The 15,785-nt window shown below is 68.4% G+C and carries 9 protein-coding genes; 1 reads left to right on the forward strand and 8 read right to left on the reverse strand.

Annotated elements, in window-relative coordinates; genetic code table 11:
- Positions 1-29: 29 nt before the first annotated feature.
- On the reverse strand, positions 30-512 hold the full coding sequence (locus A5648_RS08625; RefSeq protein WP_065024145.1) for an ArsI/CadI family heavy metal resistance metalloenzyme: 483 nt from the start codon (positions 510-512) through the stop codon (positions 30-32).
- Between the two features lie 101 nt (positions 513-613).
- Here A5648_RS08625 and A5648_RS08630 point away from each other — a divergent pair, with 101 nt between their 5' ends.
- Positions 614-973, forward strand: a complete 360-nt coding sequence (locus tag A5648_RS08630) for an Rv2640c family ArsR-like transcriptional regulator (RefSeq protein WP_065024138.1) — start codon at positions 614-616, stop codon at positions 971-973.
- A gap of 72 nt (positions 974-1,045) precedes the next feature.
- Here the strand turns inward: A5648_RS08630 and A5648_RS08635 are convergent, their stop codons facing one another.
- From A5648_RS08635 to A5648_RS08665, 7 genes are all read right to left on the reverse strand, one after another.
- Positions 1,046-2,584 (reverse strand): MFS transporter, encoded by a 1,539-nt coding sequence (locus tag A5648_RS08635; RefSeq protein WP_065024139.1) that lies wholly within the window; start codon positions 2,582-2,584, stop codon positions 1,046-1,048.
- 267 nt (positions 2,585-2,851) lie between these two features.
- Entirely contained in the window at positions 2,852-4,135 is a 1,284-nt protein-coding gene (locus A5648_RS08640) for a PE-PPE domain-containing protein (protein ID WP_065024146.1), read from the reverse strand.
- A 172-nt stretch (positions 4,136-4,307) separates the two neighbouring features.
- Entirely contained in the window at positions 4,308-5,462 is a 1,155-nt protein-coding gene (nhaA, locus tag A5648_RS08645; protein WP_082966389.1) for a Na+/H+ antiporter NhaA, read from the reverse strand.
- Between the two features lie 9 nt (positions 5,463-5,471).
- A complete protein-coding gene (locus A5648_RS08650) occupies positions 5,472-7,046 on the reverse strand; it encodes an acyl-CoA carboxylase subunit beta (protein WP_065024141.1) in 1,575 nt (524 codons plus the stop codon).
- Complete coding sequence (gene pks13 / locus A5648_RS08655; RefSeq protein WP_065024142.1) at positions 7,043-12,370, reverse strand: polyketide synthase Pks13; 5,328 nt, start codon at positions 12,368-12,370, stop codon at positions 7,043-7,045. The genes A5648_RS08650 and pks13 overlap by 4 nt, the downstream gene beginning before the upstream one ends.
- 5 nt (positions 12,371-12,375) lie before the next feature.
- Complete coding sequence (gene fadD32, locus A5648_RS08660) at positions 12,376-14,289, reverse strand: long-chain-fatty-acid--AMP ligase FadD32 (protein ID WP_065024143.1); 1,914 nt, start codon at positions 14,287-14,289, stop codon at positions 12,376-12,378.
- Positions 14,290-14,552: 263 nt separating this feature from the next.
- Positions 14,553-15,515 (reverse strand): cutinase family protein, encoded by a 963-nt coding sequence (locus A5648_RS08665; RefSeq protein ID WP_428844324.1) that lies wholly within the window; start codon positions 15,513-15,515, stop codon positions 14,553-14,555.
- Positions 15,516-15,785 lie beyond the last annotated feature (270 nt).

The following is a 15,785-nucleotide window of genomic DNA, read 5'->3' on the forward strand; positions in this document are numbered from 1 at the left end:
ATCACCGCCTGTGGGGTTCGGTCGTGGGGTCAGCAGCACGAGGCCGGGGCGGCCGCGGACTCGTCGGGTGCGGCAGCGGTGCTGCTGCAGCACACCTGCTGACCGTCGACGTCATTATCGGGGTGTTGCGGGCTCGCGCCGAAGGTCTCGGTGTCGGCGAGTTTGGTGTACACCTCCCAGCGCTCGTTACCGGGGCCGGTGACCCAGACCTTGTCCTGGGTGGCGAAGCAACAGGTGGTGCCGATCTCCTCCTCGGTGAACACGCCCGCCTCACTCAACCGGGCAATCTCGGCGTGCACCACCTCGCTGGAGGCCACCTCCACACCGAGGTGGTTGAGCGTGCCACCCTGGCCTGGGTTTTCCAGTAGCACCAGCTTCAGCGGCGGGTCGGCGATCGCGAAGTTTGCGTAGCCGGGCTTGACCTTGGCCGGCTCGACATTGAACAGCGCGGAGTAGAACGCAATCGCGGCATCGAGGTCATCGACGTTGAGGGCGAGCTGGACCCGGGACATGGCAAACACCTCCGACTTGTGAGACATATATCGAACTAACCGATGCGGCCCAGCATGCCACCTTTTCGACATATGTCAACATAGTGTGCCAGAATGGCGGCATGCCCAAAGCGTTGCCGGTGATCGACATGTCCGCCCCGGTGTGTTGCGCCCCGGTGGCCTCGGGGCCGATGAGCGATGCCGACGCGCTGGAGGTTGCGTTGCGGCTCAAGGCGTTAGCTGATCCGGCGCGGGTCAAGATCGTGTCGCATCTGTTCAGCTCGACCGCCGGTGAGGAGATTTCCGGTGACCTGGCTGCGGTGCTGGATCTGAGCGAGTCCACCGTCAGCCATCACCTGACCCAGCTGCGCAAGGCCGGCCTGGTGGTGTCGGAGCGGCGCGGGATGAATGTGTTCCACCGGGTCCGCCCGGAGGCCCTGCAGGCACTGTGCACCGCACTGGACCCCAACTGCTGCGCCTGAAAGCCAGGCTATTTCACGCCTCTGCCGCGGTCGCCCGGCTGCTGAGCCAATGTGACGAGCGTGAGACCCCGCTCAGACCCTGATCCGGGGGCCGCTCACACCGGCGAGTTGTGGGACGCCGCGATAGCCGGCGGGCGTGCGCTGCTGCGGCCGCAGGTATTTGTCGACGGCCCACTCCGCTTCGAACGCCGCGTTGCGGCGCGCCTCGGCCGGCGGGCCGGCAGTCAGCGCCGCCAGCTCGCGCTCGAGCTCGCCCTGCACACCGGGTATTCCGGTACCGCGCAGCGAGTAACCGACGGTCTCCGGCAAGAACCGCAGTGCCACCAGGCCGACCAGCGCGGCGGCCACCAGGTAAGCGGCCGGGAACAATTGCCACCCGGTGCGCTCGATGACGGTGTCGGCCACCACGGGCGCGGTGCCGCCGAACACCGCCACCGCCGCATTGTCGGCGATCGCGAATCCGGCGTAGCGCACCTGGGTGGGGAACAGCGCCGGGAACGTCGCCGACACCGTTGCCAGGGGCGCCGCGAACAGCACGCTGAGCACCGTGAAACCCACTAGCGCCCACACGAAGCCGTGGCCCATCAGCCAGTACATCGGCAGCGCCAGCGCGGCGAACCCCAGCAGCGAGATCCGCCACAGCGGCTTGCGGCCGATCCGGTCCGACCACGCGCCGGCGAACGGGATGCAGGCCATCATCGCCAGCTCCCCGATCAGCACCACCGTCGTCCGGCTGCGCTCGTCGAGTCCGGCCGTGGCGTGCAGGTAGGTCGGCTGGTAGGTCACCAGGGTGTAGTCGATGATGTTGAGCACCACGATCAACGCGAACGTCACCGCGATCGGCCGGGTGTAGTTGGTGAGCAAGTCCACCAGGCGGTCCCACGCCGATCCGGTGATCTCCTCGCAAGCAACGCATTCGGTGAACACCGGCGTCTCTTCCATGCGGGTGCGCAACGCCAGGCCCACCACGCCCAGCGGCAGGGCCAACAGGAATGGGATCCGCCACCCCCAGGCCGCCATCTGCTCGTGGGTGAGCATCGCCTCCAGTGCGAGTACGACGGCGCTGCCGAGCACGAACCCGGCCACGGCGCCGAACTCCAGGAAGCTGCCGTAGGTTCCGCGTTTGGCGTCGGGTGCGCTTTCGGCCATAAATGTTGCGGCACCGCCGTATTCGCCGCCAGTGGAGAAGCCCTGCACCACCCGCAGCGCGATCAGCAGGCCGGGCGCCCACCAGCCGGCCGTGGCGTAGGTGGGCAACACACCCATCAGAGTGGTGGCCACCGCGATCAGCGCGATGGTGGCGACCAGCACCGACTTGCGCCCGAACCGGTCCCCGATCGGCCCCCAGATCATGCCTCCCAGCGGCCGCAGCACAAACGACACCGCGAAACCGAGCATGGTGCCGACGTTGCCCAGCGTGCCTGGAAAGAACGCCCCGGTGAGGTAGGTCGCCACGACGGCATAGACGCCGTAGTCATACCACTCGGTGGCGTTGCCGACTGCGGAGGCCAATATTGCCTTGCGCAGCACGCGGTTACGTTCATCGGCGGTGCTGCGCTGCGTTCTACCTGCCGGCGCCGGCGGCCGCGCCGCGGGCAAAAGCAGGCTCATCGCACCTCGCCGCTAAGACGCACGCCGTCCCCCTCATCACACCACCGGAGGCCCCGGGAGGCGATCCGCGCAGCCGGGAATCACGTTCCGGCCCCGGCGTTTTGGGTGCCTCGGCGGTCGGCCCTGCATGGGATCGCCTGGAGAAACGATAACTGTTTTGGGACGAAAGTGACTCGTGTTGCTGAAGCGTTACGCAACACTTACCCGCCCGAGACCCGGTGCTTCGGCGCAGGCGGCGATATGCGTCGGCACGCCCGGCGCAATGCCCTAGGACGGAACCGCGAACAGGCCACCCACCAGCGAGGACCACATCATGTTCGTCAACCCGGCGAGCAGGTCCGACACAGACGGGTCGTCCGAGCCCCCGACGCCCGCAGCGAATCCCGCGTCCAACAGGCCCGCCAGCGCGGGATTGTCGACCAGGGCCGGGATCGCGAAGATGTCGTAGGTCGCCGGGTCCATCACGTCGGCGACGAAGGCGTCCCAGCCGGTCTGCGCGGCCCTGGCGAGCGCGTCGGAGACCTCGGCCCAGTCCATATCCGGCCCGTCCACCGACACCGGCGTCGGCACATCGGGCGGGCCGTCATTCCAGCCGTGATCGATGTTGCCGTAGCCCAGATTCACCAGGATCCGCATGGTCGGTTCCATCAGGTCATACAGCGGCTGTCCGACCACCGGCACGAACAACAGCGGCCACAGCAGCGGCAGGTACTCGCTGGTGATCATGTAGGAGTTGATCAGGCTGTCCGGACTGGACTCCAGCAGCGTCGCCTCCGCGAGCTGCTCGGGGGTCAGGCCCAGGTACGCGATGTGCTGGGTGGCCAGGCCCATGAGGGCGTTCATGCTGGACAGCAGATTCATCGGGTAGCGCGGGAAGTCGGCGTAGCCGTCGTACTCCAGCGTGTAGATGTCGGTGGGGTACAAGTCATTCGGCGTCGGATGACCTAACGTGACCCCGCCTTGCTCCAGCGAGTCGAAAATGCCAGGCATGTTGGCGAAGCCCACCAGCATCCCGCCGTTGGGGTAGGCCGAGTCACCGATCAACACGAAATGCACGGCCGAGCTCGGCACCCCCGCCTCGTCGAGCTGTTGCATCGCCAGCGTCGTCAGCGCGGCGCTTTGCGAGTAGCCGAAGACCGTCACCGGATGGTCGGCGTCAGCCTGCCCGCCGTCGAGGAGGCTCTGTACCCGCTCGACCAGGATCTTTGCGCCCTCGGCCAGCGAGCTGTCCAGGTTGTAGGGCGACGCGGGCGTGGTCAGCACCTCGAGTTCGCCGGCGAAGCCGCGCGGCTGCAGAAACAGCGCATCCACGGTGTCGGCGTACTGCTGGCTCGGCGTCGGGATCATGCTGGGCCCCATGATCAGCGCGACGTTCGACCCCGCGAGTGAGTCGGTGCCGGCGGACAGCTGTACGCCGGCTTGAGCGGGCGCCGCCGGCAGCGACGTCAGCTGCGGGGCACCCGTGAGTCCGGCGACTAGTGTGACGGCGCCCAGTGCGGTTAACAGACCTGGGGTGCGCCTCCCGGAGCGCGCTGCGACTGCATCCAACATCCAGACTTCCTCGCCGCGCTCACACGTCCGCTGATCCAGGAGCGTTGTCGACTGGATGATTTCAATCACACTCTGTTATGTCAAATTTAGTTTTCTCGCATAGCGATACAACGTGCGACCAGGCATTTTGCGGAAGCGCGACCTAGTCGGTCGAGAAAAACTGAACATTAACTTAATGTGCAGCGGTCCGCCGGCGGGTGACGGCCAGGACAGCGGCGGCGGCCCCGGCGGCCACCAGCGATGCTGCGAATACGCCGATCTTGGCGTGCTCGATCATGCTGCTGTCGGTGTAGGCAAGGTCGGTGACGAACAAGGCGACGGTGAAGCCGAGGCCGGCGATGCAACCCAATCCGAGCACATGTGCCGCGCGGACCTCGGCGGGCAGCTGACCGAATTTGCAGCCGACGGCGACCGCGATAGCGCCGGAGACGCCGAGAAGCTTTCCACCCACCAGCGCCACCAATACCGCCCAGAACACCGGCGCCTGAGCGGCGTGGCTCAGCGCCGAGATGCCCAGCGGGAGGCCGGCGTTGGCGAGAGCAAAGACCGGCACCGCGACAAAAGCGCTCACCGGGCCACCTACCCGCAGCAGGTCGGCGAGGACCGGCCGGCCCGCTACCGGGCCAACCGGGGTCAACAGCGCGAGCACCACGCCGGCGATGGTGGCGTGCACACCGCTGTGCAAGGTGGCGAACCACATCGCGGCCCCGACGACCAGATACGGCCAGATCGCGATCACTCCGCGACGGCGCATGACGACCACGAGCGCACCGGCAGCCACCGCCGCGGCAAGCCAGCCCCAGGCAAGCCCGCGCGCGTAGCCGAACGCGATCACCAACACCGCCAGTACATCGTCCACGGTGGCGATCGCCAGCAACATGGCCCGTAGTCCTGCTGGAGCGCTCGGGGCGACCAACGCCAAGATGCCGACCGCAAACGCCGGATCGGTGGCCATCGGGACACCCCAGCCCGACAACGCATCAGTTCCCCAGGTGATCGCCACGAAGATGCCTGCCGGCACCACTGCCCCGCCGACCGCTGCGATCGCCGGAACCAGTGCGCGACGTGGATTGGCCAGCTCCCCCTGGGTCAATTCCTGTTTGAGTTCGAGGCCAATGACGAAGAAGAACACCGTCATCAACGCGTCATTGACCCAATGCCGGGCGTCCATATGCAAGCCCAGCCGCGGCCAGCCGAACTGCATCCCCCACCAGCTGGTGTACGTCTGGTCGGCGAAGTTGGCCCACACCAGTGCGGCGGCCGTCGCCACAAGCAACGCCGAGCCGGGCGCCAGCTGCGAGCTCAACGCCCGTCGCACTACCCGCATCGGGCTTGCTCAGATCGGCAGCAGCCCGTGCTTGCGCTGCACCTTGGGGAAGTTCTGCTTGTCGCGCAGCAACCGCAGCGACTTACGCAGCAGCAGCCGGGTCTCGTGCGGCTGGATCACCGCGTCGATGTAACCGCGCTCGGCCGCGGTCCACGGAATCGCCATGTTCTCGTTGTAGCCGGCGATGAAGTCCGCCTTGATCTTCTGCACCTCGGGCGCGGTCGGATCCGGGAAGCGCTTTACCAGCAGCTGGGCGGCGCCGTCGGCACCGATCACCGCGATGCGGGCCGTCGGCCAGGCGAAGTTGAGGTCGGCGGAGAGCTGCTTGGAGCCCATCACCGCATACCCGCCGCCGTAGGCCTTGCGGATGATGAAGGTCACCTTGGGCACGTCGGCCTCGACGATCGCGTTGAAGAACCGGCCGCCGCGCTTGATGATTCCGTTCTTCTCCTCCGAGACCCCGGGCATGGCGCCGGGGGTGTCGACGACGAACACCAGCGGCAGGTTGAACGAGTCGCAGAACCGGATGAAGCTGGCCGCCTTGTCAGAGGCCTCGGTGTCGACCGCCCCGGACATGAACATCGGCTGGTTGGCGATCACCCCGACCGGATGTCCGTCGACCCGGGCGAACGCGGTGATCATCGCCTGCCCACGCTGTTCGGAGATCTCGAAGACGTCGCCGTCGTCGAACATCCGCAGCAGGATCTCGTGCATATCGTAGGCGGTGTTGTCCGCGTCCGGCACGATCGCGTCCAGCTCCAGGTCGTGCGGGGTGATCTCCGGCTCCAGACCCGGGTTGACCACCGGCGCGTCGTCGAAGTGGTTGGCCGGCAGGAACGACAGGTAGTCGCGCACGTACTGGAACGCCTCGGCCTCGTCGGCGACCACCTTGTGGATGTTGCCGCGCTGCGCCTGCGCATCGGCGCCGCCCAGCTCGTCGAACGACACGTCCTCACCGGTGACGTCCTTGATCACGTCGGGTCCGGTGATGAACATGTAGCCCTGGTCGCGCACCGCCACCAGAAGGTCGGTCTGGATCGGCGAATACACCGCTCCCCCAGCGCATTTGCCCAAAATAATGGAGATCTCGGGTACCAGGCCGCGCAGCATCTCGTGGCGCCGGCCCAACTCGGCGTACCAGGCCAGCGACGTGACCGCGTCCTGGATGCGGGCCCCGGCGGAGTCGTTGATGCCGATGATCGGGCAGCCCACCATGGCCACCCACTCCATCAGCTTGGCCACCTTGCGGCCGAACATCTCCCCGACCGAGCCCTGAAACACCGTCTGGTCGTGGCTGAACACCCCGACCGGCCGGCCGTTGATCCGGCCGTGCCCGGTCACCACACCGTCGCCGTAGAGCGCATCCGGGTCGCCGGGGGTCTTGCACAGCGCACCGATCTCCAGGAAGGTGCCCGGGTCCAGCAGCGCATGGATGCGGTCGCGGGCGCTGGGAATGCCCTTCTTGGCCCGCTTGGCGACGGCCTTCTCACCGCCGGGTTCCTTTGCCAGCTCGAGCTTTTCGCGCAGTTCGGCCAGCAGCTCGGCGGTAGTCTTCGACTTCGGAAGCGGGAGCTCGGTGGTCACTGCTCTCCTTCGATGCGGTCGAGCGCCTCGCTCATATGGGCGCCCACTTTGGCAATGTACGGCTCATCGATAGCCTGGATGTGCTCGCCCCCGATCGGCACGATCTCCAGATCGGAGACGTATTCGCCCCAGCCGCCGTCGGGCTTGCGGGTCGCGTACGCGGGCTCGAACACGATCGCGTCGTCGTGGTAGCGGTCGGCCATGTACAACGTGACGTGCCCGTCATACGGCTGGATCTCGATGGTGTCCAGGGCGCGGTTGTCCAGGTACGACGTGCGCTGGTGCTCGATGATGCCGCCCGGGATCTGCACACCGCTCTGCGCGACGACCTCCAGCACGAACTTCACCTGGCCCTCATCGTCGAGCTTCTCCAGCTCCTCGTAGGGGATTTCGGGAACCTCGACGTTGAAGGTGCGTTCGGCGAACCGGGCGTAGCGGTCCCAGCGTGCGCGCATCCCCTCCTTGCTATGGTCGATCGGCTCGCCGGGAAGCACCAGGTCGATCAGGCCGACGTAACGGACGTCGGCGCCGGCGCGGGTGAGCCCGATCGCGCAGGCGTAGGCCAGCGCACCACCCAGTGACCAACCGGCCAGCGCGAACGGACCGTCGTGCATCTCCAGCAGCTTGGGCACGTATTCGGCGGCGCGCTCCTCGATGGAGCCCTCCACCCGCTCGATGCCGTACACCGGAGTGTCGGCGGGCAGGCGCTTCATCAGCGGTTCGTAGACCACGGTCGAGCCGCCCGCCGGGTGGAACACGAACAGCGGCACGGCTTTCGAAGCCCCCCCAGCAGAGTTTTGGGCGGGTGCCCGCAGGGTGCGGACGAAACCGTCCACCACACCCTCTTCGAGCTGGTCGCGGACGACGGTCGCCAGGCCCTCGATGGTGGTCGCCGACATGACGTCATCGACGGTGATGATGCCCTCGGCCCGTTCGGACAGCCGCGCGGCCATCTGCTCGGCCGCTGCCTGGTCGATTGCGGGTAGCTCGTTGAAGATGCCGCCCGGCGACTTGCCGGTGACGATCGCCCAGGTCGCGAACGTGACCCGCTCGGCGGCATCGCGCGGCGGCACGTCAGCACCCAGCGCCTCGGTCACCGCCTCCTGGGTCAGCACCTTGGCGGCCGCCGCGGCAGCCGTCGCCTTGGCCACGCCGGTCTGGTTGGCCCCCGGCCCCGACGGGTCGGTCGGCGGCGGCGGGACCGGGATGTCCGAGGCCGGCGGCGCCTGGGTCTCCGGCTCGGCCTGCGGGTCCGGTGCCGGCGCGGTCACGCTGGACGCCGTGGCGCCGGAGATGAGCGCGGCCTGCTCGGCGGCGATCTCCTCGGGCGTCAGGGTCTTCTGGTGTTCATGCAGCGCCTGGACCTCGTCGCGGTGCTCGACCGCGTACTTGATCATCTCCGCGACGTTGTAGAGATTGGCGTCGCGAACCGCGGTCAGCTGGATCGGCGGCATGTCGAAGTCGTATTCGACCCGGTTCTTGATCCGCACGGCCATCAGCGAATCCAGGCCCAGCTCGATCAGCGGCACCTCCCAGGGCAGGTCCTCGGGCTCGTAACCCATTGCGCCGCCGACGATCGCACCCAGCCGGTCAGCGATGGACTCGCCCGAATCCGGTGACCACTTGGCGAAGCCGGCCGCCAGTCCCGCTCCCGCGGTGAGGTTGTCGTGCAGAATCGCTGCGTCGTCGACCTCCGGCTCAGTCGGCGCCGCAACGGTATCGGCAGCCGTCACCGCGGTGCCGGCACCGACCGCCATCGGCAACACCCCCGCGGCGCCGCCGCGCGACACCAGGGCGTCGTAGACCAGCGTGAACGACTCGCCGATACGGGAGTGCACCTGCACGGCCGCCCCACCCGGGTGCCGGGTCAGCGTCGTCACCAGCCGGGAACCCTCGGCCGGCACCGCGCGCTGCTCGGAGGCCGCCAGCGTGGCATCCGGAAGCACCGCTGCCGCAGCCGATTTCACCAGCGCCGCCAGGTCGATATCCGATCCGCGTGCGGCGTATTCGAAGACGTGCCGGCCGTCCGGGGTCGAGATGTGCGAGCCGGGCATGACACCGGTGGCGTCGCCGGAGAAGTGCGCGTCGAGCCAGTACGGCTTGCGCTTGAACCGGGTCGGCGGAATGTTCGCGAACTCCTCCGGGCCCACCGGGCCTTGGGCGTGCCGCGGGAACAGCGTGCGGATGTCCAGGTCGTGGCCGTGGACGTAGAGCTGGGCCATCGCCATGGTCATCGAGTCGACTTCGTCGGCCTTGCGGGCCAGCGTGGCGATCAGCTGGGCGTCGGGCAGGCCGGCGTCGGCGGTGGTCAGCCCCACCTGCATCAGCGCCACCGGGTTGGGCGCCAGCTCCAGGAAGGTGGTGTAGCCGTTGTCGACGGCGTTGCGCACCCCGTGGGTGAAGTACACCGAGTGGCGCAGGCCCTTCTTCCAGTAGTCGACGTCGTGGATCGGCTCAGCGCCCGGACGGATGTAGCTGCCCTCGTGCACGGTGGAGAAGTAGCCGCAGACCAGCGGCATCGGCTCGATGCCCTGCAGATCGGCGGTGAATTCGCCCAGCAGCGGGTCCATCTGGGCGGTGTGGCTGGCGCCCTTGGTCTGGAACTTGCGGGCGAAGCGGCCCTCGGCCTCGGCGCGGGCGATGATCGCGTCGACCTGTTCGGGCGGCCCGCCGATCACGGTCTGCGTCGGTGCGGCGTAGACGCAGACCTCGAGGTCGGGGAAGTCGGCGAAGACGGTCTTGATCTCCTCGGCGGAGTACTCGACCAGCGCCATCAGCCGGATGTACTCGCCGAACAGCATCGCCTCGCCCTCGCCCATCAACCGGGCGCGCGGCACGATGATCCGGACGGTGTCGCGCAGCGACAGGCCCCCGGCGAAGTAGGCGGCGCCGGGCTCGCCGAGCGACTGGCCGATCATCGCCGCCGGCGTGGCGCCGTGCGCGCGGAGCAGTTCGCCGAGCGCGATCTGGATCGCGAAGATCACCAGCTGGACCGCTTCGATCGGGTACTCGACGGTGTCGCCGGTGTAGTCCACCGCGTCGTCGAGGATCATCTCCAGAATCGAGACGCCGCGTTCGTCTTGGATCAGCGCGTCGACCTTTTCGATCCACTCGGCGAAGATCGGGTCCCGCAGATACAGCTCTTTGCCCATCTTGCGGTGCTGCGCACCGAATCCGGCCAGTACCCACACCGGCCCGTTGGTCACCGGGCCGTCGACGGAGTAGACGGTGGGTTTGGATTTGCCCTCGGCGACCGCGCGCAGGCCGGCGATGGCCTCGTCGTGATCGTGGGCCAGCACCACCGCACGTGAACGTCCGTGGTTGCGCCGCGACAACGCCCGGCCGATCGACTCCAGCGGAGTGGCCCGGCCTTCCTCGCTGTCGATCCAGTCGGCCAGCTCGGCGGCGGCGGCTTTCTTGCGGGAGGTCAAAAATGCTGAGATCGCCAGCGGGATCAGCGGTTTGGAGGGCTCGCGGGCCGCCAGCTCGGCCAGTGCGGCGTCGCGGAGGCGCACCGCCTCCTCGGTCAGCCCGGGCAGCGGGCACTCCTCGTCGCCGGCCGCAGCGGGCTCGTCGTGAATGAACTCGCCGTACTCGTCGAAGCGGGGCGCCTCGGACTCGAGCACCGGATCCTCTTCGAGCACTGGCTCTTCGGGCTCGGCGGGCGCTTCCTTTTCCACCACGTCGCGCGGCAGGACCTCGCGCACCACCAGGTGGGCGTTCGCGCCGCCGAAGCCGAAGCCGGACACCCCGGCCACGGCGTAGCCGCCGTAGCGCGGCCAGTCGGTGACGGTGTCGGCGACCTGCAGATGGGCGGCGTTGAAGTCGATGTAGGGGTTGGGCCCGGCGTAGTTGATCGACGGCGGGATCTTGTCGTGCTGGAGCGCGAGCACGATCTTGGCCAGGCTGGCCGCCCCGGCCGCCGACTCCAGGTGTCCCACATTGGATTTCACCGCGCCCAGCAGTGCGGGCTTGTCGGCGGCACGGCCGCGGCCGACCACCCGGCCCAGCGCCTCGGCCTCGATCGGGTCGCCCAGGATGGTGCCGGTGCCGTGCGCCTCGATGTAGTCGATGGTGCGCGGGTCGATGCCGGCGTTCTTGTAGGCCTTGCGCAGCACGGCCTCCTGCGCATCCGGGTTGGGCGCCAACAGCCCGTTGGACCGGCCGTCGTGGTTGACCGCGGAACCGGCGATCACCGCGAGGATCTGGTCGCCGTCGCGGCGGGCGTCGTCGACCCGCTTGAGCACCAGTACGCCGCCGCCTTCGGCGCGCGAGTAGCCGTCGGCGTCCGACGAGAACGACTTGATCCGCCCGTCGGCGGCCAGCACGCCGCCGACCTCGTCGAAGCCGACCGTGACCAGCGGGGTGACCAGCGCGTTCACACCGCCGGCCACGGCCACGTCGGCCTCGCGGTTGCGCAGTGCCTGCACGCCCTGGTGCACCGCCACCAGCGACGACGAGCACGCGGTGTCCACGGTCACCGACGGTCCGCGGAAGTCGTAGAAGTAGCTCACCCGGTTGGCGATGATCGAGCTGGAGTTACCGGTGATGGCATACGGGTGGGTGATGCTCGGGTCGGACAGCGCCAGGTTCTGGTAGTCGGCGTTGGACGAGCCCATGTAGACCCCGACCGCTTCACCGCGCAGCGCCGACGCCGGGATGCGGGCGTGTTCCAGTGCCTCCCAAGTCAATTCGAGCGCCATCCGCTGCTGCGGGTCGATGTTCTCGGCTTCCATCTTCGACAGCGCGAAGAACTCGGCGTCGAAACCTTTGATGTCGGAGAGGTATCCGCCGCGGGTGCGGGCCTTGGCGACCCGCTCGGCGATCCGCGGCTCCTCCAGGAACTCGCTCCAGCGGCCCTCGGGCAGGTCGGTGATCGCGTCGAACCCGGCCAGCAGCTTTTCCCAGGTCTCCTCGGGGGAGTTCATGTCGCCCGGGAAGCGGGTGGCCAGACCGACCACGGCGATGTCGTCGACATCGGCCGCGCGCGACCAGTCCTCGTCGCCGGAATGATCGACCACCACCGGCTCGCCCTCGATGATCACCGTGGCCAGCGCCTCGATGGTCGGGTGGCGGAACGCCACCGTGGCCGACAGCGTCACGCCGGTGAAGTCCTCGATGTCGGAGGCCATCGCCACCGCGTCCCGCGAGGACAGCCCCAGTTCGATCAGCGGGGCGGTCTCGTTGATCTTCTCCGGCGACTGCGCGGTGGCGTTGGCCACCCAGTTGCGCAGCCAGGCCCGCATATCGGCGACGGACAGGTCGGTGCGGCTGGTGCCGCGCAGGGTTGCGTCATCGCCGGTCATCTGCGGTGCCTCACTCATGGGACTCAGGCCTGGTCGGGGAAGGAGTTCGGGGCGGTGGTGCCGCCGCGCAGGCTGCCGTCCAGGTAGGCGGCCCGGCAGGCACGCCGGCCGATCTTGCCGCTGGAGGTGCGCGGCACCGACCCCGCCGACACCAGCAGCACGTCGCGCACGGTCACCCCGTGGCGCACCGCGATCGCCGCGCGGATGTCGTCGGCGATCGGCTGGTGGTCCAGCTTGTGGGCGCCCGGGGCGCGCTCGGCGACGATCACCAGCTGCTCGGAGCTGTCCTCGGCGTCGAACTTCAGCCCGGAGTGCGGGTTGTCGAACGCCTCGGCCGGCAGCTGGTTGGCCGGCACCGAGAACGCCGCGACGTAGCCGGTGCGCAGCGCCCGGCTGGCCTCCTGCGCGGAGTACTCCAGGTCCTGCGGATAGTGGTTGCGGCCGTCGATGATCACCAGGTCCTTCACCCGGCCGGTGATGTAGAGCTCGTCCTGGTAGTAGGCGCCGTAGTCGCCGGTGCGCACCCAGAAGCCGTTCTCATCGGCGCCCTCGGCCCGCGACGGGCTGTTGCGCGCCTTCAGCACGTTCTTGAAGGTGTCGATGGTCTCCTGCTCGCGGTTCCAGTAGCCGCTGCCCATGTTGTTGCCCTGCAGCCAGATCTCGCCGATCTGACCGTCGGGCAGCTCGGTGGCGGTGTCGTAGTCGACGATCACCGTCCACTGGTCGACGCTGACCCGGCCGGCCGACGCCTGGGCGACCGCGTTCGGGGCGTCCTCGGGGACCTCGACGAACCGGTTGCCGTTGTTGAGCTCCTCGCGGTCGACGTAGATGATCCGCGGGCCCTCGTCGGGCGGGGTGGTGGAGACGAACAGGGTGGCTTCGGCCAGCCCGTAGGACGGCTTGATCGCCTCTTCCCGGAAGCCGTACGGACCGAACGCCTCGTTGAACTTCCGCAGCGAGGCCGCCGAGACCGGCTCGCTGCCGTTGAGGATCGCCTTGACGTTGCTGAGGTCCAGTGGCGGGTCGCCTTCTTTGGGCAGCCCGCGGGCCGCGGCGTGCTCAAAGGCGAAGTTGGGAGCCGCCGAGTAGACCTCGCCGGTCTCGCCCTCCTTGCGGGCCAGCTCGCGGATCCACCGGTGCGGCCGGCGCACGAAGGCCGCCGGACTCATGAAGGTGAACTGCTGACCGAGCACGCTGGACAGCAGGATGGTGACCAGGCCCATGTCGTGGAAGAACGGCAGCCAGCTGACACCCCGGTCGCCTTCGCGGCCCTTGAGCGAATCCAGCAACTGGACGACGTTGGTGGGCAGGTTCAGTTGGGTGATCTGCACGCCGGTCGGGGTGCGGGTGGAGCCGGAGGTGTACTGCAGGTAGGCGATGGTGTCCCGTTCGTACTCGGGCATCACCCAGGTCGATCCCACCTCGGCGGGCACCGCGTCGACCGCGATGACGCGCGGCCGGGCGTTTGCCGGGCGGCTGCGGAAGAACTTGCGCACCCCCTCGGCGGAATCGGTGGTGGTCAGCACCGCCGACGGGGTGCAGTCGTCGAGCACCGCATGCAGCCGGCCCACGTGGCCGGGCTCGCCCGGGTCGAACAGCGGCACCGCGATGCGCCCGGAGTACAGGATCCCGAAGAACGACACCAGGTAGTCCAGGTTCTGCCCGCACAGGATCGCCACCCGGTCGCCGGGCTGAGTGACCTGCTGCAGCCGGGCCGCCACCGCGCGGTTGCGGGCGCCGAACTCCGCCCAGGAGAGCTCGCGGGCGACGCCGTCACGCTCGGTGGAGAAGTCCAGGAAGCGGTAGGCCACCTTCGGGCCGCGCAGCGCAGCCCAGCGCTCGACGGTCCGCACCAGGTTGGCGTTGTCCGGGAACCGGATCTTGCCGTCCTTGACGAACGGGTTGTGGTAGGCGGCCTGTGCTGGTGCCGGGGCCATGCAAAATCTCCTGTCGCGAACGTGCGTTCAGTCGGCTGCCGGGCGCGGCCGGTCACCTGCTGTGACCTGTCGTGCGGGGCCCGGGACCTTACAGATGCTAGCGGGATTCCGATACCCCTCGACGCGCGCTATTGGGCCCCGCGGCCGTGGGCGCCATGCTCTTAAATTCTTCTTAATGTTAGAGGTCGGTGCGGCTTGTGCCAAATCAAACGGTACCGCGTGTGACGGCCATCTCGGGGTCACGCGACGGTTCCAGCTTCGACTCACCCGTGTGGCGGATGCGGCGCGTTTTCGATGAGGCCGCGCGCCCAGTTCAGCGTCCACTCGGTGGCGGGCTGTCCGTCGGAGCTCCACACGTCGGTGGTGCCGTACAGCGCGTGCACCGGCTGACCGGCGCCGCCGGCCAGCGTCTCCAGGGTGGCGGGCAGCTTGCCGATGCTGAACGCCTCTTGCGGAGCGGCGCAGATCAGATCCCCGCGCGCGCAGATCTCGTACGTCCGCTGGTCGAGGTCACCGAAACCGCCGTCGCGGGCGCCGGTCATGGTCAGCCCCATCCCGGACAGGATCGGCAGCTCGTGCAAGGTCACCTCGGCGCCCTGGCCCGGCGGGGTCGGCGGCACGTCGATCCCGCCACCGGGTCCCTCCTGGCGGCGGCCGTCGGCGATCAGCGTCACGCCCAGCACCAGGTCCTCGTCGACCGGGCCGCGCCCGTTGCCGATGTCGCTGGCGACGTCACCGGCGATCACCGCGCCCTGCGAGAACCCGACCAGCACATAACTGGTCAGCGGGCAGTTGGCGTTCATCTCCGTCATCGCCTTGACGGTCGCGCGGGTGCCCTCGGCCCGGCTGTCGTTGTAGCTCATCTGCTTGTCGGCCGACAGCGGATTGTGGAACTGCGCGGTGTAGGGAACCGTGTAGGTCTGCACCCGGGACGCGTCGAACTGCTCGGCGATCGGGCGGGTGACGGTGAGCAGCAGCGCCCGCGGGAACTGGGTGGGGCTCAGCGGGTCGTCGGTGGGCGAGGTCTCCCAGGTGCCGGGCACCGAGACCAGTTGCACGTCCGGGCAGTTGGCGTCCTGATAGGCCGGACGCGGCTTCTTGACCCGCGGCGGCACCGAGCCGCTCGGCGGGACGCCCGCGGACGGCGGCTCCGCGATCGGCGGGGAGCTTGGGTGCCGAATCCAGATCACCAACACCACCGCGACCAGCGCCACCGCCAGGGCCATCGCACCGGCGGCCACCCACGCCAGCAGGCGGCGACGGTCGCGCACCGATTTCGACGGGGATTTCCGAGGAGATTTGCGAGGAGATTTCGCGGGCTTCTTGTTGGCCATAGCGCTTCTCACGGTACAGATCGGCCACGGGCTGTATTGACTCTGCGTCCACCAGGCGATCTACTCGCACTTTCCCCTGGTGGACGCAGAGTCATCCCTGAAGGGGTGGGGTCCGGTCAAGGGTTGGTGTGCTGCGGTTTGTTCGGTTTCGGAATATGTGCG

The organism is Mycolicibacter sinensis, assembly GCF_001673565.1.
Classification (GTDB): Bacteria; Actinomycetota; Actinomycetes; order Mycobacteriales; family Mycobacteriaceae; genus Mycobacterium; species Mycobacterium sinense_C.

What these genes read in the sequence shown, in the direction of transcription:
- A5648_RS08625 (WP_065024145.1), bottom strand. Translation starts at nt 512, where the DNA reads ATGTCCCGGGTCCAGCTCGCCCTCAACGTCGATGACCTCGATGCCGCG.
- A5648_RS08630 (WP_065024138.1), top strand. Translation starts at nt 614, where the DNA reads ATGCCCAAAGCGTTGCCGGTGATCGACATGTCCGCCCCGGTGTGTTGC.
- A5648_RS08635 (WP_065024139.1), bottom strand. Translation starts at nt 2,584, where the DNA reads ATGAGCCTGCTTTTGCCCGCGGCGCGGCCGCCGGCGCCGGCAGGTAGA.
- A5648_RS08640 (WP_065024146.1), bottom strand. Translation starts at nt 4,135, where the DNA reads ATGTTGGATGCAGTCGCAGCGCGCTCCGGGAGGCGCACCCCAGGTCTG.
- nhaA (WP_082966389.1), bottom strand. Translation starts at nt 5,462, where the DNA reads ATGCGGGTAGTGCGACGGGCGTTGAGCTCGCAGCTGGCGCCCGGCTCG.
- pks13 (WP_065024142.1), bottom strand. Translation starts at nt 12,370, where the DNA reads ATGAGTGAGGCACCGCAGATGACCGGCGATGACGCAACCCTGCGCGGC.
- fadD32 (WP_065024143.1), bottom strand. Translation starts at nt 14,289, where the DNA reads ATGGCCCCGGCACCAGCACAGGCCGCCTACCACAACCCGTTCGTCAAG.
- A5648_RS08665 (WP_428844324.1), bottom strand. Translation starts at nt 15,515, where the DNA reads ATGGCCCTGGCGGTGGCGCTGGTCGCGGTGGTGTTGGTGATCTGGATT.